Genomic DNA, 22,403 nt, shown 5'->3' with positions numbered 1-22,403 from the left:
TAAATGGTTAAGTGATATATGAATTTAAAGTTTTCTTCTTTTTCTATCCTTATTGCTTTTGTCTGTTTATCTATTATAGGGGCAAGTCTTATACCCTTATTAAATATCAAATTATCTCCTTCTGAAAAAACAGCATCAATTGGTATTAATTATACATGGCAAGGTGTTTCTGCTAAATTAATAGAGCAAGAAGTTACTTCAAAATTAGAAGGTGTTTTTAATACAATAAAAGGTGTTAAAGAAATAAGTTCTACTTCTAATAAAGGTAAAGGGAATATTTCAATTGAGTTCAAGGATAATATGAATATGGATGCGCTTAGGTTTGAAATAGCCAGCCTAATTCGTCAATCTTATTCTGAATTTCCTGAAGGGGTTACCTATCCAAATATATCGCAAAGTACTATTAATGAAAATAAGTCACCTGTTTTGTCTTACAGTATTAATGCTAACGAAAGCCCTTATTATATTAAAAAATATACAGAGAACTATATTGCACCTAAACTAGCTATAATTAAAGGAGTTAACAAGTTAGATGTTTATGGAGCTGCTCCTTTTGAATGGGTTATTGAATATAATACTGATAAGCTATTACAATTACATCTAACTGTAAATGATATAAAAAACGCTATTAATAATCACCTTAGTAATCAAGAATTAGGTAATGGTCTTTTTAAGAGTGATAATTATGACTCCGAAATTAGTTTACAATTGTCGTATAAATCTAAAAATGAAATTAACTGGAATACTATTCCTATAAAACATATAGGTGGTAGAATTATTTATTTAAAGCATATTGCGAAAGTAAAATATAAAGAAGCTGATGTAAATAGTTATTATAGAATAAATGGATTGAATACCGTTAACATGACCGTTTATGCTGAAAATGGAGTTAACACCATAAACTTAGCGAATACTATTAAAGCTAAAATAACTACCTTGAATAATGATTTGCGCAAGGGTTATGATATAAGATTAACCCAAGACAGTACAGAATATGTGGTAGAAGAATTGCAAAAAATACAAAAACGTACTTTCTTTTCATTTATAATATTATTAACCTTAATTATAATAATTAATAGAAGTTGGAAATATTTAATTGTTTTATTCTTAAGTATAATTACCAATTTACTAATTGCTATAATTTTTTACTATCTGCTTAAAGTAGAACTTCAACTGTATTCTTTTGCAGGTATTACTATTTCTTTTGGAATTATTATAGATAATAGTATTATAATGATAGATCACATTAGAAACAAAAGTGATAAAAAAGCTTTTTTAGCCATTTTAGCATCAACGTTAACCACTATTGGAGCACTAATGATTATCTTTTTATTAGAAGAAAGCCAACAAGCCGATTTATTAGATTTTGCACTAGTTATTGCTATAAATATTGGTGTATCTTTATTGGTGTCTTTGTATTATGTACCAGCGCTCTTGAACAAAATGAACTTAACTAGTAAACAGGTTAAGTTCTCTAGGAAACGAAAAAGAAACGTTATAAAATTTACAAATTTTTATAAAAGAATTATTTTTTGGATGAAAAGACCAAGCTATAAATGGGCTCTTATTGTAATTTTTATATTAGGTTTTGGAATTCCTTTTCATTTATTACCTAAAAACCTAGAAGAAGATGATGATGATTTTTTTTTAAACATATACAGTAAAATTGTTGGCAATGAATGGTTTGCAAATGATGTAAGACCTACTTTAGAAAAAGTTATTGGAGGTTCTTTAAGGTTGTTTACTGAACATGTTTTTGAAGATTCTTATTATTCTGAAGTTGAAAGAACTACCTTAAAGGTTTCAGGTTCTATGCCTGATGGTTGTACTATACAACAACTTAATGAAGTTATAATGAAAATGGAATCTTATTTAAGCAGGTTTAATCAAATTGAACTTTTTGAAACAAATATATCCAGTCATAAAAATTCTAGTATTTCTATTTATTTTAAAGAGGGTTATGAATTTAATGGTTTTCCATACGCTTTAAAAAATTTGTTACAAACTAAAGCTATAAGCTTAGGTGGATTAGATTGGACTATTACAGGTGTAGGCAGAGGTTTTTCTAATGCTTCAGGTAAAGGACTCAAGCAAAATAGAATTATTTTAGAAGGTTATAATTATGATAAATTGTATAGTTATGCTGAACAATTAAAAGAACAATTGGTTGAAAATTTTAATTCACGTGTTAAAGATGTAGAAATAACTAGCGGTGGTTTAAGAGAGAATACTTTATACGAGTATCATTTAAATTTTGATTCTAATAAATTGGCAGATACTAATATATCTGAAAACAAATTATATGATTATTTAAAAAACCAAGTTCACTCAGGACAATTAGCTTCTATTATTCAAAACAATGAATTTCAAGATGTAAAATTAGTTTCAAATAAATATAAAAAATTTAATGTTTGGGACTTGAAAAATAGACCAATAACAATTCAAAATAGAACGTATAAACTAAATCAATTAGCATCTATAGAAAAAAAGAAAACAGGAAACACAATAAAAAAGAATAATCAAAAGTATAGACTAACTGTAGCTTATGATTTTTTAGGAACTAAAGAAATGGCTAAAAAAGTAAGAAATATTGCAGTTGAACAATTTGAACCTAAACTAGCATTAGGTTATAATATTTTTCAGAAAAAAAACAAAAACTGGGATAAAGATGAAAAAACACAATATTACTATCTATTTATAGTGATTGTGATTATATTTTTTATTGGTGCCATATTACTAGAATCCTTAAAACAACCTTTAGCCATAATTAGTATGATTCCGATTTCTTTTATTGGTGCATTTTTAACTTTTTACATTTTTGACTTTAATTTTGATCAAGGTGGTTACGCCGCATTTATTTTATTATGTGGTATTAGTGTTAATTCTGCATTATATATTATTAACGACTTTAATAATTTGAAGAAAGATTACCCAAACAGAAATACTAGCACTTTGTATTTTAAAGCTTTTAATTACAAAATAATCCCAGTAGTTTTAACCATAGTATCCACTATTGTTGGTTTATTACCTTTTGTTTGGAGCGGGCAAAATGAAGCTTTTTGGTTTTCATTTGCTGTTGGCTCTATTGGAGGATTAATTTTTTCTTTGATTGGTATATTCATTTATCTACCAATTTTTTCTTTAAAAAAAATAAAGTGTTTTAAAAATAATAAAGCAATCAAATGGCAATGAATTTAGTAAAACATTAAAAATTACTCTGTTCAAAAGGAAAAGTTATTTACTTAAAATCCATCGACATCGGAGCACCAACGCCTAAGTCATTGACATCTGAAACCCCAAACCAAAATTGATTTCCATTTTCATCAAAAGTAAAAACAGTTTCTTCTTTTCCTTTTGTCAAATTGTGTAGTATATATAAACCATCTTTTGCAAGACTTTCATAATTAAGAACGGTATCTTTTGCTTTTTCTTTTCTAACACGCTTCCATGTTTTATCAAATACCCTTAATTCATATTCTTCGCCTATATTTATATGATTATCATCATTCCTTGCTTGTATTTCAAAGCCACTAACGTTTTGACTGTTTTCTACTTCAAAAGTAATTTTCATATTTAAAAATCTTCCGAAAGTTAAAGGATCGTTATCTGTTATTTTTGATTTTTGCTTAAGTTTAGATTCTTTAGTTCCATAGAAGTCTATTTTCACATTTTCTATTGGTTTTAAATCCATATTAATTAACGCAAATTCTGCTATATACGATGTATATGAAGTTCCTTCTTCTGCAATTAGTCGATAATATTTATATTTTTCTTCTTTTTTAAACAGAAATTGATTTTTTTGAGTACTACAGAAGTTCTTTATTGTATAAATATCTTTAAAACTATTTTCATCTAAATAATTACTTCCTTGTAATTTGCAGTTATTTAATGCTTTTATTCGATCTGTTTTCCATTTATTAGGTAGGTCTATTGGAGGATATTTTCTTGTGATATTAAAAGGTTTATCTTCTTTCAAATTCTTGTTTTTTAAAAACATTAAATTACCTTTGTAGTCTAAATAAAAGGGATAATTAATAGGTTCTAAGAAGCTGTTTGTAACTGCATATACTATTCCTCTCCCAACATTATTGAATGTAACTTTATTATTAACCAATTTAAAACTTTCATCTACTTCAAACCAATTAGATTTTCTGTTAAAAACACACAGTTTATAATCTTCTTTATAACTGGTTTGAAAAATATTTTTAATTTGCACTGTCGATGTAGGCCTATACAAGCTAGTTACATCCGTATCCTTAGTAATCGCCAAATTTTTTAAATTAACCTTATTAAATACGTTTCGATATACTTTTGGCATATTAGTAAGTTTAAATATTTTATCGATATCTGAAAATATTAAACTTTTAGATCGTGCTTGTATAGGCAAGAAAGTATTATCGTGCATAATAAAAAACCAATTATGCCCAATTGGACTATGCCTATTTCCTTTAGTTGTAATATAATCTGTGCCAGCAGCAAAGCCTAATGATCTAAAAAGTAAAACAAAATAATTTGTTACGTCTCTACAAAGACCATACTGTAGTTTTTCTATTTGAGAATAGGTTGGACTAAGATCTAGTTTACTTAATTTTTTAAAGTCAATATTTATTTTTAAATCGTCATATATTTGAATAATAATATCTTCTAAAGGCTTTGTTTTTATGGAGTCATAAACCCAAGAGTATTTTTCATAGAGTTCTTTTCTTTTATGAAACTCTAATGGTTCTTGATCATTTCTATATGGTAGAACGTAATTACAAAAATCATTAAAATTGGTTCTGTATTTTTTTGGAAGTTTATAATGAGCTTCAAATGCTAAGTTTATATTTTCAATTAGAAAGGAAGAGCTTAGTGTGTCAATGTCTCGAACTTCTTCTTTATCAAAAAATTCATTAGTTTTACAAAGAAAATTCATTTTATCTACAAATATATCTTGAACTTTTTTTAGAATTCGTTTATTATACTTTAAACTATCGGAGTAAATTATTAATTTATTTTTTAATGAATGAATTGAATCTACTACTTGATTAAAAGTTTCAGGTTCTTTTTTATAGGAATACAAAGGAATATTAGAAATAAGGACTTGTGCGCATTTTAGTTTTAAATTATCTTCCTCTTTATTGAAATATTCTAAAACTTTTTCAAATTCCGCTTTTTGTGTTTCGTTTGAATATTTTAAAGTGTTTCTTACACCTTCTGGGTACTCATAGAATATTGCTCTGTTTAAATAGGCTATATAAACAAATCCTATAATTAAAATAGTCAGAAATAATTTCTTCATTTTAATATTTTAAATCTGATATAATGAATAATTATGAGATAAATCTTTCTTTGAAAACTTCTCTAAATGTAATTAATTTATCACAAATTAAACTAAATTAATTAAGTTTTTTTTAATAATACTGTATTTGGAATTTGTAGGATTTTATCTGTATTTAAAAATCAAAAAAGCTAACCCATTAATATAGCTTTAAATTCCTATTTTAACGGAGTTTAATTTTAATTAGGAGTAGGAGTAGGAGTATGATTAGGATTAGGATTAGGATTAGGATTTACAGAACCTCAAAAAAATGAATTTCACTAGGAGAACAAAAAGCCAATGACACTGTTTTGTATTATAATTCAATACCAAAGAATCTGCTATATTTACTAAAAAATAACTCAAGAGGTAAAGAAGAATTTGTTTTTAAATTTGATGACGATGGAAATCAGTTTTGGGTAGGATGCTCAGAATATGAAAATGATAAGTCTTTTTATAATTTGTAGCCAGTCTTAAATATGATCTCGAATACTCACTAGTATACAGCAATACGCAAAAACAATTACAGAATTAAAGTAACCTACAAATGCGTACACAGATACAAATAGTTATATGGGAATTTAAAACTACAAGCTACTGGAGGAACCACAAACACTTTTTTGAAATTCCATTTATTTTTTCTTCTATTTTTTAAGAGTTTTCCCCAATAGAAAGTTAACAATTACAGCAACTAACTAACATATAAATAATCCCTAAATAAAGCGTGTTTGTAAAACTAAGGGGGAATAGCAAGAGGGTAACACGCTGCGCGATGTTACTAATTCACAATTTATTGATAATCAATAAATTAACTTCTTAATTATTATTGTCAATCTCTATTTTTTGCGTAGATTTCAAATTAACAGCAGTAAAACCAATGTTTCATTGTTACAATTTCATAAATTATGGATGATTTTAATACCATTCGGCTAAAGAGAAAAACCATTGATAAATTTAAAAAATATTCAAAAAAAATCAGTCCAAGTTATTCTGAAACCATGGAATTTATGATTGCTTTTTTTGAGGACAATAACCTATCTCCTTATGATACTTTAGGAATGAACAGGACATCCTTTCAAAACGTTATAAACAATCGTATCGATGCAGTTATATCAATCTTGAGACAAGTTGAAGAGAACCAACTGAAGCCCACCAAGAAAATGTTGGAATCTCTATTTCAAGGCATTGAAGATACTAAACCTTTGATTTTGGAAAAATCAACTATTACAAAACCAATTCTTACAGCAGAGAATGAAGCATTAATATATTATCGTAATGCCTACTTTAAACAACAAGCCGAATTAATGAAACTGAAGCATAAATTCAAAGACACTATTGGAAAATTCAAACTTATCAAAAATACTTTTAGTTCTAATATTTACTCGCTGAAAGTATCTGAACAAGAATATACTGAATTAAAAAATAATGCATTTTGATTTTTTTTCTACCGCGCTCGCTTGGGCGAGCTTGCTGCATTTTTAAAATGATGGATTCTCAACGCTCAGTATAGAACGGTCATAAAAAATCATTTTTAAATAGCCAGCCTCTAAATCCATCCTTTTAAAAACGTTTTTCATCACTCTGCCAGCTCCATTCTTTTTTGCTTTTTCTTTTCAAACTTTATAAGCAAATTTTGTATGTCTTCACTTATTTTTGTTTCTACTACCCTGGCATAGATTTGAGTTGTTGATAATTTGGCATGCCCTAATAGCTTTGATACTGTTTCTATTGGAACACCATTTGATAACATGACTGTAGTTGCAAAAGTATGTCTGGCAACATGAAAAGTAATGTTTTTACGTATACCACAGTCCTTGGCAATTTCTTTTAGGTAACTGTTTGCCTTTTGGTTTGAACATAAAGGTAAGATGGTTTTGCTTATTTTATTTTCAATGGAATCTTTGTACTTATTAATTATGGTCATTGCTTGTGGAAGAACAGGTATCTTGACGGTTTCATTTGTTTTCTCCCGTTTGGTAAATATCCAATAGTTATTATCTATACCCCTAACTATTTGATTAATTATAAGTTCCTTTACATCGATATATGACAAACCTGTATAACAAGAAAAGATAAAACAGTCTTTTACTCTTTCTAATCGCTCATTTCTATAATGTGTACATTCTAATAGTTCAAGTTCCCTTTCTGTTAGATAAGCTCTATCATACTTATCATAATGCAATTTAAATTTTTTAAATGGGTTATTTAGCATCCATTCCAGCTTTACAGCTAGATTTATCATTTTCTTAAAACGTTCCAAATGTTTCATCACTCCATTGTTGCTTAACATGAATTTCTTTTGGGCATTTTTATAATTGCGTAAGTAATGTTCAAAATCACAGATAAAACGATAGTTTAATTGTTTTAGATAAATATCGTTTGTTTTTAATTTTTGATTTAGAAATTTCTGCAAATACTTTTCCGTAGTATAATAATTTTTCATTGTGCCCTTTTTAAGTACGGAAACCATATTTGTATTGTGATAGTGCAACAAGTCATTAAGTGTTTTTCTGGTATTATCATCTCCCAGATAACGGGATTTTATAGTCTTAGATGAAATCACTTTATCCTCTTCCAATAATTGCTTTTGGCAATCCAATAACCTACTGTACTCTTGATCCAAGTAGTTGTTCAAGACCCGTGTTGAGTAGGAGCTACCACGACCACGGTTTTTTGAGGCATCCCATACTTTTACTAAAACGGTTCTTTTTAGGCTGATTTCAGAACGTTTGCTATTAACGGTAATCCGAGCATAAATGGATAGTTCATTTACCTTACTTCTAGATTTTCTGGTAAATAAAATAATTGAAAAGGTTTTGTTTGTCTGCATTTTTAATGTCTTTAGTTAAACAATGATATTGTAAAGACAAAAGTCAAATTGCTTTTAAAAGCTCTTTAAAATTACGACAATTCTGTGAAGAAAGTGTACACCTAATTGCACACCTTTTATTTGATATTATATAATATCAAACGATATCATATAAAACAAAAAACACTGATAATCATACAATTAACAGTGTTTTAGTATTCCCTATTTCTAGGTTAGTCGGGGTGGCAGGATTCGAACCTGCGGCCTCCACGTCCCAAACGTGGCGCGATAACCGGGCTACGCTACACCCCGTATTGATTATCTTATAATCGGATGCAAATATAGTTTATTTATTCATTTCACAATTACTATTTTTAAAAAAATATTCTTGTTTTAAAATGATATTTTTGACCTTTTAATTTATTCGTTTTTAATTGTGTTTTACAGAGCAAAAAATATAATCATTTTTACCCTTTTTGGATTGGTTCTATCAAGTTATGGCCAATCAAAAATAACGGGAAAAATAATTGATAGTTATTCTAATACTGCTTTAGGGTATGTTGAAATAATAAATATCAATACCCAGAAAACCACTACTTCAAACTTAGATGGTTCTTTTGAAATATTAGAAGAAGGCTTGTACACATTCAATAAAAAAGGATATGCTGTTAAAAACTTAAAGCTGCTTTTCAACCATAATTATACTATTCAACTAGAGCTAAATCCATCAGCTTTAAACGAAATTATTGTTCATGCAAATCATATTCCTAAAGCTTTAAAAAAAGCAACGGCCTCCATAAGTATCATTTCTTCAAAAGATATTAAACGATCAAACAATACAGACTTTGCGCCTATTTTAAACAGAACTCCAGGTGTTTTCATGCAAAGTGGAGCGCTTAACACCAACCGGATTACCATAAGAGGAATTGGATCAAGAAATCTTTTTGGCACCTCAAAAATAAGAGCATACTTTAAAGATATTCCGTTAACAAATGGTAGTGGTGAAACTAATATTGAGGATTTTGAATTGGCCTCAATTTCTAATTTTGAAATTACTAAAGGTGCCTTTTCTAGTATTTATGGCGCCGGTCTTGGTGGTGTTGTTCAATTGAAACCTCAACATTCTTTTTTAAATCAATCTGACTTAAATACTGAGTTTTCTTTTGGGGCTTTCGGACTTACTAAAGGCGTTATAAATTTGAATCATGGCTCTAGAAAAAATAGTTTTAGAGCCGTTTTCAGTAAAACTCATAGTGACGGGTATCGTGATAACAACGAATACGACCGACAAACATTTACATTAAGTTCAAATCATTATTTAAACAAAAATAACGAGATATCATTTTTAGCAAGTTATATCGATTTAAAAGCGTTTATACCAAGTTCTTTGAATGAAAACGATTATATAAACACTCCTAAATCTGCGGCATTTACTTGGGAACAAACCCAAGGTTATGAAGACACTAAACGAGGCGTTTTTGGAGCGTCTTGGAAGCACAACTACACTAGTAATATACAACAGGTTTCTAGTGTTTTTACATCTTTTAGAAACACCTACGAACCAAGGCCTTTTAATATTTTAGACGAAAACACGCTGGCTATAGGTATTAGGAGTCGTTTGCTTGGAAACTCAAAATTGTTTGACAAAAATTTATATTGGACCTTTGGTGGAGAGTTTTTTAAAGACATCTACAAGTACAAAACCTTTGAAAATCTATATGAAGATTTCCCTTCTGGAACTGGAAGCGTTAAAGGCGATAAATTATCTAATTTTAAAGAAAAAAGAAACTATTATAACGTTTTTGCCGAAACAAATATTGAAGCAACAAATAAAACAACACTAACATTTGGTTTAAACCTAAACAAAACAGCTTATAATTTAGAAGATCATTTTATAATTTCTGATGATAACCCCGATCAATCAGGACAATTTAAATTCAAAAACATCGTCTCCCCAAAGTTAGGAGCATCGCATTTATTTTCAAAAAACCTAAGTGTTTTCTCAAGTATCAGCCATGGCTTCTCTCCTATTTCACTTAATGAAACATTATTGCCAGACGGGCAAATAAACACTAACTTAAAACCAGAAACAGGTTGGAATTTTGAAATTGGAGCACGCGGCACAACTTCAAACAACAAACTACATTATAATATATCGATATACAGATTGGACATAAAAAACCTATTGGTTTCTCGAAGAACAGCACAAGACGAATTTATAGGTATTAATGCCGGAAGAACACAACATGATGGTTTAGAATTAGCCTTAAATTATAATTGGATAGAAAAAGATAATATATCTATTAATACGTTTATAAATTACACACATAATAATTTCATTTTTAAAGAATTTATAGAAGACACTAATAATTTCTCAGGTAATAACTTAACTGGCGTACCCAAAAACATTTTTAATGCAGGAATGGACTTAAATTTAACGCTAGGGTTTTATGGAAACATCAATTATCAATATGTTGGAAGCATGCCCATTACAGATAGTAATAGCTTATATTCTGACAGTTACAATCTAACCAACTTAAAAATTGGATATCAAGAAAATCTTAATAAAACATTAAAACTAAATGTTTTCTTTGGCTTAAATAATATCTTTGATGAGAAATATGCTTCACAAATATTAATAAACGCATCTGGTTTTGGAGGCAATCTACCACGATATTTTTATCCAGGAAATCCAGTTAATTATTTTGGAGGTATTAATTTAAATTGTATTTTTTAGTGTAACTTTAAATCAAAAAACAATTCTAATGCAGAAGATTCACACATTAATCGCGATTATATTTATAACTTTTACTGCCTGTGCGCAACAAACCGAATCGGAGATTATTGCCGTAGAACCAACTAATTTAAGTTATACTGCAGAATTAGTTGTACCCGATTTATCTATTCCTTGGGGCATGGCCTTTTTACCTGATGGCAGTATGCTTATTACTGAAAAATCAGGTGAATTAATTCACTTTAAAGACGGCGTAAAAACGCATATAGAAGGTGTTCCAGAAGTATACTTGCGAGGACAAGGTGGTTTTTTAGATATTGAAACACATCCTGATTATGAAAACAACGGCTGGATTTATATGACATACAGTTCTGCCGAAGGCGAAGGTGACGGCGGAAACACAGCATTAGCCAGAGCAAAATTAGAAGGCACAGCTTTAATAGATTTTGAAGTACTTTATAAAGCCGAACTTAACACAAAAAAGGGGCAACATTGGGGTTCTAGAATTGAATTTGATAACGAAGGCTATTTATACTTCTCTATTGGAGATCGCGGAAACAGAGATGTTAACCCACAAGATATTACAAGAGATTGCGGCAAAATTTACAGGCTACATGACGATGGCAGTATTCCAGAAGACAATCCGTTTGTTGGCACTAAAAATGCTAAAACTGCTATTTACAGTTACGGCCATAGAAACCCGCAAGGCATGACTAAACACCCTGTAACCGGGGCTATTTGGGTAAACGAACATGGACCAAAAGGGGGAGACGAAATAAACATTATAAAAAAAGGAAAAAACTTTGGCTGGCCAGTAATATCTTATGGTATTAATTACAGCGGCACCACATTTACTGAGATTACCGAAAAAGAAGGCATGGAACAACCTCTTTTTTATTGGGTCCCTTCAATTGCTCCAAGTGGTATGGCAATTGTTTCCTCAAAAAAATACCCAAATTGGGAAGGAGATGCTTTAGTTGGCTCATTAAAATTCAGCTACCTAGAACGCTTGGTTATTGAGAATGAAAAAGTTATTAAACGAGAAAAACTATTTGAAGACATAGGCCGTGTTAGAAATGTTGTGCAAGCGCCTGATGGTTTTATATATGTTGCTTTTGAAGGAAAAGGCATTTATAAAATAGTCTCAAAATAAAAACAAGTAAATCTAAACTTATGCAACTATTACTAATATGCTTTTTTACATTAGCATTATCATCCTTTTTCAATTCTAAAACAGATAATTACACACCTCAAACAGACCCGTTAAAAGAAAGCATTACACGAGGAAGTGAAATATATACTGATTTTTGTATGAATTGCCACTTACCAAATGGAGAAGGTATCGAAAACACTTTTCCGCCTTTAGCAAAATCAGACTACCTCATGAAAAATAGAGAAAAAAGCATCAGAGGTATAAAATATGGTCAAAGTGGAGAAATTATTGTAAACGGAGTAACTTACAATAGCACTATGGTGGCTCCTGGATTAAGTGATGACGAAGTCGCAGATGTCATGAATTATATTACAAATAGTTGGGGAAACAAAAACGAGAATATAGTTACTGAAGAAGAAGTTTCAAAGATTAAAAAATAAGCATAATCTTCTAAAAATGATTTTTCATTTAACTAACTTTGTAGAAAGTTAATCAAACAATAAATCATGCTAATTATAGGAATCGCGGGTGGCACAGGATGCGGCAAAACTACTGTTGTAAACCAAATACTAAATGAACTTCCAGAAGGAGAAGTTGGTGTAATATCTCAAGATTCTTATTACACAGATACTTCGCATTTATCTTACGATGAACGCGTTAAAATTAATTTCGACCATCCAAGATCTATCGATTTCGATTTACTTGCAAAGCATTTAAAAGAGTTAAAAAACAACACGCCTATTCACCAGCCTGTATATTCTTTTGTAAAACACAACAGAACTGGCGACACGGTATTTACTCACCCAAGAAAAGTGATGATTGTTGAGGGTATTTTAATACTCACAAACCCAGAGTTAAGAGAGATGTTTGATATTAAAATATTCGTGCATGCAGATAGTGATGAGCGCTTAGTAAGACGTTTAAAACGTGACATCTCTGAAAGAGGACGAGATATTGATGAAGTTTTAAACAGATACCAAACCACGTTAAAACCTATGCATAATCAATTTATAGAACCTATGAAAGAGTATGCAGACATAATAATTCCTAACAACAAACACAATACAGTAGCGATAGATATAGTTAAAACTATTATTGCAGAAAAATTATAATATGGCATTTACAAACAATAAATATTTAAAACCATTAAAGAACATATTTATACTTATTCTAGTTGTATTTGTGGTTTGGATGCTATTTTTTGATGCCAACTCATGGCTTATTCATCATGAGTTAAATACTGAAATTAACGATTTAGAAAATGAAAAAGAATATTATAAAAAAGAAATAGAAAAAGATAAAAAAGACTTAAAAAAAATAAGCACCGATGAAGGCTTAGAAAAATTTGCCAGAGAAGAATATTACATGAAACGCGATAATGAAGAGATCTACATTATCGAGTACGAAGATAGCTTAAAAACAAAAAGTGATGAATGAAAATTTGTTTGATGGGTTTAATTCTGTTACAGCTAAACAATGGAAACAAAAAATTCAGTTCGATTTAAAAGGTGCTGATTACAACGATACGCTTGTTTTCAAAACAAATGAAGATATCGATGTAAAACCTTTCTATCATGCTGATGATTTTGATGAACTCCCAAACATTTCAAACACAAAAGCAACGCAATGGAAAATTGGTCAATCCATATTTGTTGCCGATGTAGAAAAATCAAATTTAAAAGCGCTTGATATTTTAGAAAGAGGTGCGGAAAGTATTCATTTCATCATTCCTTCAGAAACTGTTTCAATTGAAAATTTAATTAAAAACATCAATTTAGATACTGCTCTACTTCATTTTAAATTACAATTCCTTTCCGAAGCGTTTATAAATAAAATAAACGCATTAGCTCCAAAGGCTAAAATAGATATTGATAGTATTGAGCACTTAGCCAAAATAGGTAATTGGTTTAAAAGTTTAAATGATGATTTTAAATTTTTTGAATCAAAAATAAAAACCAATCCTTTTATTAATGTTAATGCATCGCTTTACCAAAATGCGGGCGCCACTATGGTGCAGCAATTAGCATATGCGTTAGCTCATGCTAATGAGTATTTAAATTTTTTAGATACATCTAAAATCAATCTAAAATCAATAAACATTACGTTTCATATTTCAGTTGGCTCAAATTACTTTTTTGAAATTGCGAAATTAAGAGCTTTAAGAAAACTATGGAAAGCGTTAGCTTCAGAATACAATGCAAATACAGATTGTGATATTAAGGTAACACCAACAAAACGCAACAAAACACTTTACGATAACAACACAAATTTGTTGCGAACCACTACTGAATGTATGAGCGCAATTTTGGGAGGTGCAAATACAATATGTAATTTACCTTATGATTATATTTATCATAAAAGCAATGAGTTTGGCGAACGTATTGCCAGAAATCAACTTTTAGTTTTAAAGCACGAAAGTTATTTTGATAAAGTTAACAACCCATCAGATGGTTCATATTATATTGAGAGTTTAACAAATCAACTTTCAGAAAAAGCTTTAGAATTATTTAAAAATATTGAGTCTAATGGCGGTTTTTTAAGACAACTAAAACTAGGCACTATTCAAAGAAAAATAAAAGAAAGTGCTGCCAAAGAGCAAAACCAATTTGATAAGGGTGAAATTGTTTTATTAGGAACAAACAAACACCCAAGCACTAATAACAAAATGAAAGATGAATTAGAACTCTATCCTTTTGTTAAAACAAATGCCAGAAAAACATTAATTGAACCTATTATAGAAAAACGATTATCAGAACATTTTGAACAAAAACGATTAAAAAATGAAAATTAAAATGAACTCAAAAATCACACTTATCACATTTTTATTAGTTATCACTTTATTTAGCTGCAAAAAAGAAAGCCCGTTTACAGACTTTAAATACGCAGACAAACCTGTCGCATTTGCCTGTGAGGGTGTTAATTCAAAATTATTAAACGAAGCGTTATATAGTTTTGAAGATGATATAGCAAACCATTACAATAAAGGAATACCTAACCCTAGGCTAGACAAAGCTTATTCTCAAATATTAAGAAATTCGGCTTTTGGAAGACTAAAACTAGAAGATATTGTTTCGAAACATACGGTTAGCGTATTTGAAGCCTTAAAAAAAGAAGACAACCTTTGGGATAGCACTAATCCAAAAAGTCATTTAAACTACAATAGTGCGACATTAAAATGTATATCAAACAGCATTAAAGACACGAATACAAAAACAACCTTAAACGCCTTGTTATCAACAAACAGTATGGCACCAAAATTATTTGCCCCTGCTATAGTTAATAAATATAGAAATGCATTAAATGATAGAAGTTTGGCCATGTATATCGCTTTAGATTTATATTACGCCAAAATGTTCGACGTCGATTTCTCTAAGGTGAATCTAGATAAACCAGAGCAAGACGTAGATTTTAATAAACTCCCTGCTTTAGAAAAACCAACAATGCAAAAACCAGCAGTTGATCCTCATGCAGGACATAATCATTAATATTTAATGCAAAGAAAAAACCTTCAACATATTAGAATAAATGCAGAAGACAAAAGTCAGAAGACAGAAACTTCAACTTTTCGAACTGCTGAAGGAATTGATGTAAAATCAACTTACTTTAAAAATGATATTGGGGGTTTAGAACATTTGAATTTCGTTGCTGGAATTGCGCCAAACCTAAGAGGACCATATAGTACTATGTACGTTCGTAGGCCTTGGACTATTCGTCAATATGCCGGATTTTCAACTGCTGCAGAAAGCAACGCATTTTACAGAAGAAATTTAGCTGCAGGACAAAAAGGACTCTCGGTTGCTTTTGATTTAGCAACACATAGAGGGTATGACTCAGACCATGAACGCGTTGTTGGCGATGTTGGAAAAGCTGGAGTCGCTATCGATTCGGTTGAAGATATGAAAATACTCTTCGATCAAATTCCATTAGATAAAATGTCGGTATCCATGACTATGAATGGCGCAGTTTTGCCCATTATGGCGTTTTATATTGTTGCAGCAGAAGAACAAGGTGTAAAACCAGAACATTTGGCTGGTACTATTCAAAATGATATTTTAAAGGAGTTTATGGTTAGAAATACTTATATCTATCCGCCTACGTCTTCAATGAAAATCATTTCAGATATTTTTGAATATACCAGTAAAAACATGCCTAAATTCAACAGCATAAGTATTTCTGGTTACCACATGCAAGAAGCTGGAGCCACTTGCGATATTGAGTTAGCATACACTTTGGCTGACGGATTAGAATATATTAGAAAAGGATTAGAAGCAGGTATGGATATTGACACCTTTGCTCCTCGCTTATCATTTTTTTGGGCCATTGGCATGAATCATTTTATGGAAATCGCCAAAATGCGAGCCGCTAGAATGTTATGGGCAAAATTAGTAAAACAATTCAACCCTAAAAACGAAAAATCGCTATCCCTGCGCACCCATTGTCAAACTTCTGGATGGAGTTTAACCGAACAAGACCCTTTTAACAATGTAGCAAGAACAACTATTGAAGCCGCAGCTGCTGCTTTTGGAGCCACACAAAGTCTACACACTAATGCTTTAGATGAAGCTATTGCTTTACCAACAGATTTTTCAGCGAGAATAGCCAGAAATACGCAGATATTCCTGCAAGAAGAAACCCATATCACCAAAACAGTCGACCCTTGGGCAGGAAGTTATTATGTTGAAAAACTAACCCATGACATAGCCCAAAAAGCTTGGAGCCTAATTGAAGAAATTGAAGCACTTGGAGGCATGACCAAAGCTATTGAAGCTGGCATACCTAAAATTAGAATTGAAGAAGCTGCTGCAAGAAAACAAGCTAAAATAGATTCTGGACAAGACACTATTGTTGGTGTTAATAAATATAAGCTCGAAAAAGAAGATCCTATTTCAACTCTCGAAGTAGATAATCAAACCGTTAGAAACTCTCAAATCGAGCGATTAAACCATATTAAATCTAATCGAAATTCTAAAAAAGTTAAAGCCGCTTTATCAAAATTAACTGAAGCAGCACGAACAGGACAAGAAAACTTATTAGCTTTAGCTATTGAAGCTGCTCGAGAAAGAGCAACTTTAGGTGAAATTAGTGATGCTCTAGAAGTAGAATTTGGCCGGTACAAAGCACAAATAAAAACATTTTCTGGCGTGTATAGTAAAGAAATCAAACACGATAAGTCCTTTAAAAAAGCTCAAGAATTAGCCGATATTTTTGCGGAGCAAGATGGAAGACGCCCTCGTATTATGATTGCAAAAATGGGACAAGACGGTCATGATCGTGGTGCAAAAGTAATTGCAACTGGTTATGCCGATGTTGGTTTTGACGTGGATATTGGTCCACTTTTCCAAACACCACAAGAAGCTGCAAAACAAGCCGTTGAAAACGATGTACATATTCTTGGTATTTCCTCATTAGCTGCTGGTCATAAAACCTTAGTTCCAAAGGTTATTGATGCCCTTAAAGCTTTTGGTCGTGATGATATTATGGTTATAGTAGGCGGTGTAATACCAAAACAAGATTATCAATACTTATTTGATGCTGGCGCCGTTGCAGTTTTTGGACCAGGAACTAAAATTAGTGAGGCTGCTATAATGATTTTAGAAATTTTAATTGATTAAGCATATACTTCTCAGTAGCTTATATTCTCTTTCACTTTACCAATTTGTTAACAAGTTCCATTTTTATTCCTCGCAAATAATCGTATTTTTGTGGCTAATAAAACCAAATCATTTAATGGGTAAAATCATAGCAATTGCTAATCAAAAAGGTGGCGTTGGAAAAACAACTACTTCAATTAACTTAGCAGCTTCCCTAGGTGTTCTAGAGAAGAAAGTATTACTTATAGATGCTGACCCTCAAGCAAATGCAACTTCTGGAATTGGAATTGATGTTGAAACTGTTGATATAGGAACTTATCAACTTTTAGAGCATTCTAATTCTGCAAGAGAAGCTATTGTAGCAACAGAAACTCCTAATTTAGATATCATTCCTGCGCATATTGACTTAGTCGCTATTGAAATAGAACTTGTTGATAAAGATGAACGGGAGTACATGCTAAAAAAAGCGTTAAAAGAAGTTAAGGATGATTATGACTATATAATTATTGATTGTGCGCCATCTTTAGGCTTATTAACCTTAAATGCGCTAACAGCTGCTGATGCTGTAATGATACCTATTCAATGTGAGTATTTTGCATTGGAAGGTTTAGGGAAATTATTGAATACTATTAAAAGTGTCCAAAAGGTTCATAACCCAGAATTAGATATAGAAGGTTTATTATTAACCATGTACGATTCTCGCTTAAGATTATCAAATCAAGTGGTTGAAGAAGTTCAGAAACATTTTAACGATATGGTTTTTAAAACCATTATTCAACGAAATGTAAGGCTAAGTGAGGCGCCAAGTTATGGCGAAAGCATAATTAATTACGATGCAAGTAGTAAAGGTGCCAACAATTACTTAAGTTTGGCAAAAGAAGTCATTAATAAAAACGCTTAATTATGGCTAAGGCAACCAAAAAACAGGCTTTAGGTAGAGGTTTATCAGCACTATTAAAAGACCCAAGTAACGATATACAATCGGCTCAAGATACGAATGCCGATAAAGTTATTGGCAATATAGTGGAACTAGATCTTGATTTCATTGAAGTTAATCCGTTTCAACCACGTACAAATTTTAGTGAAGAATCGCTTCGTGAATTAGCGTCATCCATAAACGAATTAGGCATTATTCAACCTATTACGGTTAGAAAACTTGACTTAAACAAATACCAGTTGGTTTCTGGCGAGCGTCGTTTTAGAGCTTCAAAATTATTAGGTTTAGAAACAATTCCTGCCTATGTCAGAATTGCAAACGATCAAGAATCGCTTGAAATGGCATTGGTTGAAAACATTCAGCGCCAAGATTTAGACCCTATTGAAATTGCTTTATCATACCAACGTTTAATTGACGAAATCAATTTAACGCAAGAGCAAATGAGCGAGCGCGTAGGAAAAAAGCGTTCTACAATTGCTAATTATTTACGTTTATTAAAACTAGATCCAATCATACAAACTGGAATGCGTGATGGTTTTATATCTATGGGACATGGTCGTGCATTAATTGCTATTGACGACCAAAGTGAACAGTTAGACATTTACGAAAATATCCTATCGAACAAACTTTCAGTAAGAGAAACTGAAAACTTAATTCGTGATTTTAATACTTCTGGAAATACCGATACTACTTCAAAAAAACCAGAAGCTGATGAGGTGCCAAAGTTTGTTAAAAAAGGAATTACTGCATTTTCAGAATACTTTGGGCATAAAATTGACGTTAAAGTCTCTAAAAACGGGAAAGGAAAAATTACAATTCCTTTTCATTCAGAAGAAGATTTTAACCGCATAAAAAAATTAGTTCAAGGTGATTCCAAATAAAACCCTAATAATAGGAATACTAGCATGCTTAATTTGTTTCACTTCTTACGCGCAAGACAAGAAGACGAAAAAAGAAAAGAAAGAACTTCCTAAAGAGGTTGTTATAGATTCCATTATTGAAGTAAGCAAACCTATTAACCCGCTTTCTCCGGCAAAAGCAGCTTTCTATTCGGCCATTTTACCAGGACTAGGACAAGCTTACAATAAAAAATACTGGAAAATCCCTATTGTTTATGGTGCTATTGGCACAGGTGTTTATTTTTACATAAGCAACAACAAAGAATACAACAGGTTTAGAGATGCCTATAAAAGTAGGTTAGCTGGCTTTACTAATGATGAGTTTTACATAGCATCTGATGGCTCGCAATTATCAACACCAACAGTAACAACTGAAAAACTTGAAGACGCCCAAGAATTTTATCGTCGTAATAAAGAAATATCACTTCTCGTTACGCTTGGGTTATATGCTTTAAACATTATTGATGCTAATGTAGACGCGCATTTATTACAATATAATGTAGACGAGAACCTATCTTTAGCTCCGCATTATAAGTTTAATGAATTTGATGCAACAAGCAACCTAGGATTAACCTTAAATTTTAAATTTTAGCCCATTGGGTCTTAAAAAAACACATAAATAAATATGAATATAGCATTACTTGGATATGGAAGAATGGGGAAAACCATTGAGCAGATAGCCATTAAACGTGGCCACAATATAGTTCTAGCTATTGATAAAGATGATACTGATTACGACATTACAAAAGCCGATGTTGCTATAGATTTTAGCATCCCAAATGTAGCTTTTAACAATATAACAAATTGTATTAACAACAATGTTCCAGTTATCTCTGGTACTACGGGTTGGCTAGATAAGTATGATGATGCGGTTGCTTTATGTAAAGAAAAAGAAGGTGCTTTTATTTATGCTTCAAACTTTAGTTTAGGTGTAAACATCTTTTTTGAATTAAATAAAACATTGGCTAAAATGATGAGTGCTTTGAAACAGTACAACGTTTCTATGGAAGAAATCCATCATACGCAAAAACTAGATGCACCAAGTGGCACAGCCATTACTTTAGCAGACGGTGTTATTGAACAACATGACGGTTATAATAATTGGAAACTTGAGGAAAGTGGAAACAAAACCATTCCTATTGCTGCTAAACGTATTGTAGACGTTCCGGGCACACATACTGTAACTTACGAAAGTGAAGTAGACACCATAAACATCGAACATATTGCGCATACCAGACAAGGTTTTGCATTAGGCGCCGTAGTGGCAGCAGAATGGATAGCAGGAAAAAAAGGCGTTTTCACAATGAATGATGTGTTAAATATTGGTTAATATATAATTACCCTGTAACAACACAAGTAGTATTTCTACTAACAGAAAATTAAAATTTTGAGATTATGACTTGGACACAATGGTTTATTTTCATTTTAATAATACAAGTAATTCATGGTTTAGGCACATGGAAACTATATATTAAAGCTGGCAGACAAGCTTGGGAAGCCTTTATACCTTTGTATAACGGTATCGTATTAATGAAAATTATTAATCGCCCTTGGTGGTGGATTATTTTACTGTTCTTACCCGTTGTAAACCTTATTATGCTTCCTGTTGTATGGGTAGAAACAGCAAGAAGCTTTGGAAAAAACACGCAGGTAGACACTTTTTTAGCGGTTATAACATTAGGTTTTTACAACTTCTATTTAAATTATGTCGCAGATGTAAGTTATATTGAAAATAGATCTTTAGAACCAAAATCAAGTTCAGGAGAATGGACAAGTTCTATTTTATTTGCAATTGTAGCGGCAACTATTGTCCACACTTACTTTATGCAGCCCTTTACAATTCCTTCTTCATCATTAGAAAAATCATTATTAGTAGGTGATTTTCTTTTTGTAAGTAAATTTCATTATGGTGCCAGAGTACCAATGACTACCGTTGGAGCGCCTATGGTTCATGATACCATTCCTGGACTTAATAAGAAATCATATTTGTTTGATGATCATTTTGAAAAACGCAAAACGGCTTGGAAAAACAAATTACAGTTACCTTACTTAAGATTTCCAGGGTTTGAAAAAATTGATAGAAATGAAATTGTAGTGTTCAATCAGCCAGCAGATACGCTGTTAGATATGAATGATTTTACTCCAAAACGAAACTACTACAAACCCATAGATAAAAAAACAAACCTAGTTAAACGCTGTGTTGGTGTTGCCGGAGATTCGCTAGAAGTAAGAGATGGCTATGTTTATATTAACGGTAAGAAAAACGAATTACCAGATAGAGCTCATTTACAGTTTAGCTATTTTGTGCAACCAAAAACAAATCAATTCAACCCCGCATATATTAAAGACCGTTATGATATTACTGATGGTTTTGGTATTATGAATGCACAAAACACATATTATTTTTCAGCTATTTCAGACGAGGCACGAGAAAAATTTAAAAGTCATCCAAATGTAGCTAGCATCACACCAAATATTCAAGAAAAAGGCGTTAGAGATGCCAATATATTTCCGCATGACCCTAACTATAATTGGAATGTTGATAATTTTGGACCATTATACATTCCTGAAGAAGGCAAAACTATAGCCATTAATTTAGATGTTTTACCATTATACAAACGTGTTATTACTGAATATGAAGGCAATACGCTTCAAGTTAATGGCAATCAAATTCTAATTAACGGCGAAGTAACAGACACGTATACATTCAAACAAAATTATTATTGGATGATGGGTGATAATCGCCATAACTCCATTGATGCGAGACGTTGGGGATTTGTACCCTTTAACCATGTTATAGGTAAACCTGTATTTATATGGATGAGTTGGGATGGCGCGAGCCCGCGTTGGGAACGTTTCTTTACAACAGTAAGCGGAAGCGGTAAAGCATCATCTTTTTTAATTCCTTTTTTAGTTTTATTATTTGGCTGGATTGGGTTTAATAAATGGAGAAAACGTAAAGCAGAAAACAAGTAAGCTTT

Annotated in this window: 17 protein-coding genes and 1 tRNA gene; 15 read left to right on the top strand and 3 right to left on the bottom strand. The window is 31.2% G+C overall.

Going from position 1 to position 22,403, the window contains the following annotated elements:
- Window positions 1–18: 18 nt before the first annotated feature.
- A complete protein-coding gene (locus SJY43_RS07800) occupies window positions 19–3,192 on the top strand; it encodes an efflux RND transporter permease subunit (RefSeq protein ID WP_396603270.1) in 3,174 nt (1,057 codons plus the stop codon).
- Between the two features lie 46 nt (window positions 3,193–3,238).
- Here SJY43_RS07800 and SJY43_RS07795 read toward each other — a convergent pair whose 3' ends face one another.
- Window positions 3,239–5,281 carry a hypothetical protein gene (locus SJY43_RS07795; RefSeq protein ID WP_396603269.1) on the bottom strand — a complete coding sequence of 681 codons (2,043 nt, stop codon included), beginning with the start codon at window positions 5,279–5,281 and terminating at the stop codon, window positions 3,239–3,241.
- Between the two features lie 923 nt (window positions 5,282–6,204).
- Here SJY43_RS07795 and SJY43_RS07790 point away from each other — a divergent pair.
- The gene (locus SJY43_RS07790) at window positions 6,205–6,735 is read left to right on the top strand and encodes a BfmA/BtgA family mobilization protein (protein ID WP_396603268.1); all 531 of its coding nucleotides are present in this window, start codon (window positions 6,205–6,207) and stop codon (window positions 6,733–6,735) included.
- Window positions 6,736–6,875: 140 nt separating this feature from the next.
- Here SJY43_RS07790 and SJY43_RS07785 read toward each other — a convergent pair whose 3' ends face one another.
- Both SJY43_RS07785 and SJY43_RS07780 read right to left on the bottom strand, forming a co-directional pair.
- Window positions 6,876–8,129 (bottom strand): site-specific integrase, encoded by a 1,254-nt coding sequence (locus SJY43_RS07785; RefSeq protein WP_396603267.1) that lies wholly within the window; start codon window positions 8,127–8,129, stop codon window positions 6,876–6,878.
- 216 nt (window positions 8,130–8,345) lie between these two features.
- Window positions 8,346–8,420 (bottom strand) — tRNA-Pro (locus SJY43_RS07780).
- 124 nt (window positions 8,421–8,544) lie between these two features.
- Between SJY43_RS07780 and SJY43_RS07775 the strand changes: the two genes are divergently transcribed.
- The 13 genes from SJY43_RS07775 (at window position 8,545) to lepB (ending at window position 22,398) form a co-directional block, all read left to right on the top strand.
- Window positions 8,545–10,845, top strand: a complete 2,301-nt coding sequence (locus tag SJY43_RS07775; RefSeq protein WP_396603266.1) for a TonB-dependent receptor domain-containing protein — start codon at window positions 8,545–8,547, stop codon at window positions 10,843–10,845.
- Window positions 10,846–10,873: 28 nt separating this feature from the next.
- Entirely contained in the window at window positions 10,874–11,995 is a 1,122-nt protein-coding gene (locus SJY43_RS07770) for a PQQ-dependent sugar dehydrogenase (protein ID WP_396603265.1), read from the top strand.
- Window positions 11,996–12,015: 20 nt separating this feature from the next.
- Window positions 12,016–12,435: a c-type cytochrome gene (locus SJY43_RS07765; RefSeq protein ID WP_396603264.1), complete on the top strand. Its 420-nt coding sequence runs from the start codon at window positions 12,016–12,018 to the stop codon at window positions 12,433–12,435.
- 66 nt (window positions 12,436–12,501) lie between these two features.
- Window positions 12,502–13,107, top strand: coding sequence for a uridine kinase (udk, locus tag SJY43_RS07760; protein WP_396603263.1), 606 nt, complete (start codon window positions 12,502–12,504; stop codon window positions 13,105–13,107).
- A 1-nt stretch (window position 13,108) separates the two neighbouring features.
- Entirely contained in the window at window positions 13,109–13,432 is a 324-nt protein-coding gene (locus tag SJY43_RS07755; RefSeq protein ID WP_396603262.1) for a septum formation initiator family protein, read from the top strand.
- The gene (locus SJY43_RS07750) at window positions 13,425–14,786 is read left to right on the top strand and encodes a methylmalonyl-CoA mutase subunit beta (RefSeq protein ID WP_396603261.1); all 1,362 of its coding nucleotides are present in this window, start codon (window positions 13,425–13,427) and stop codon (window positions 14,784–14,786) included. The genes SJY43_RS07755 and SJY43_RS07750 overlap by 8 nt, the downstream gene beginning before the upstream one ends.
- Before the next feature lies 1 nt (window position 14,787).
- Window positions 14,788–15,480, top strand: a complete 693-nt coding sequence (locus SJY43_RS07745) for a hypothetical protein (protein WP_396603260.1) — start codon at window positions 14,788–14,790, stop codon at window positions 15,478–15,480.
- Window positions 15,481–15,486: 6 nt separating this feature from the next.
- On the top strand, window positions 15,487–17,607 hold the full coding sequence (scpA, locus tag SJY43_RS07740; protein ID WP_396603259.1) for a methylmalonyl-CoA mutase: 2,121 nt from the start codon (window positions 15,487–15,489) through the stop codon (window positions 17,605–17,607).
- A gap of 115 nt (window positions 17,608–17,722) precedes the next feature.
- Complete coding sequence (locus tag SJY43_RS07735) at window positions 17,723–18,487, top strand: ParA family protein (RefSeq protein WP_396603258.1); 765 nt, start codon at window positions 17,723–17,725, stop codon at window positions 18,485–18,487.
- 2 nt (window positions 18,488–18,489) lie between these two features.
- A complete protein-coding gene (locus SJY43_RS07730; protein WP_396603257.1) occupies window positions 18,490–19,404 on the top strand; it encodes a ParB/RepB/Spo0J family partition protein in 915 nt (304 codons plus the stop codon).
- The gene (locus SJY43_RS07725; protein WP_396603398.1) at window positions 19,394–20,014 is read left to right on the top strand and encodes a DUF5683 domain-containing protein; all 621 of its coding nucleotides are present in this window, start codon (window positions 19,394–19,396) and stop codon (window positions 20,012–20,014) included. The genes SJY43_RS07730 and SJY43_RS07725 overlap by 11 nt, the downstream gene beginning before the upstream one ends.
- Window positions 20,015–20,047: 33 nt before the next feature.
- Window positions 20,048–20,752 carry a 4-hydroxy-tetrahydrodipicolinate reductase gene (gene dapB / locus SJY43_RS07720; RefSeq protein ID WP_396603256.1) on the top strand — a complete coding sequence of 235 codons (705 nt, stop codon included), beginning with the start codon at window positions 20,048–20,050 and terminating at the stop codon, window positions 20,750–20,752.
- A 65-nt stretch (window positions 20,753–20,817) separates the two neighbouring features.
- The gene (gene lepB / locus SJY43_RS07715; RefSeq protein WP_396603255.1) at window positions 20,818–22,398 is read left to right on the top strand and encodes a signal peptidase I; all 1,581 of its coding nucleotides are present in this window, start codon (window positions 20,818–20,820) and stop codon (window positions 22,396–22,398) included.
- The last annotated feature ends 5 nt before the right edge of the window (window positions 22,399–22,403 follow it).

Origin of the sequence: Algibacter sp. R77976 (genome assembly GCF_044594645.1) — a bacterium.
Taxonomy (GTDB): Bacteria; Bacteroidota; Bacteroidia; order Flavobacteriales; family Flavobacteriaceae; genus Algibacter_B.
This window is presented reverse-complemented; position numbering and strand designations above follow the sequence as displayed.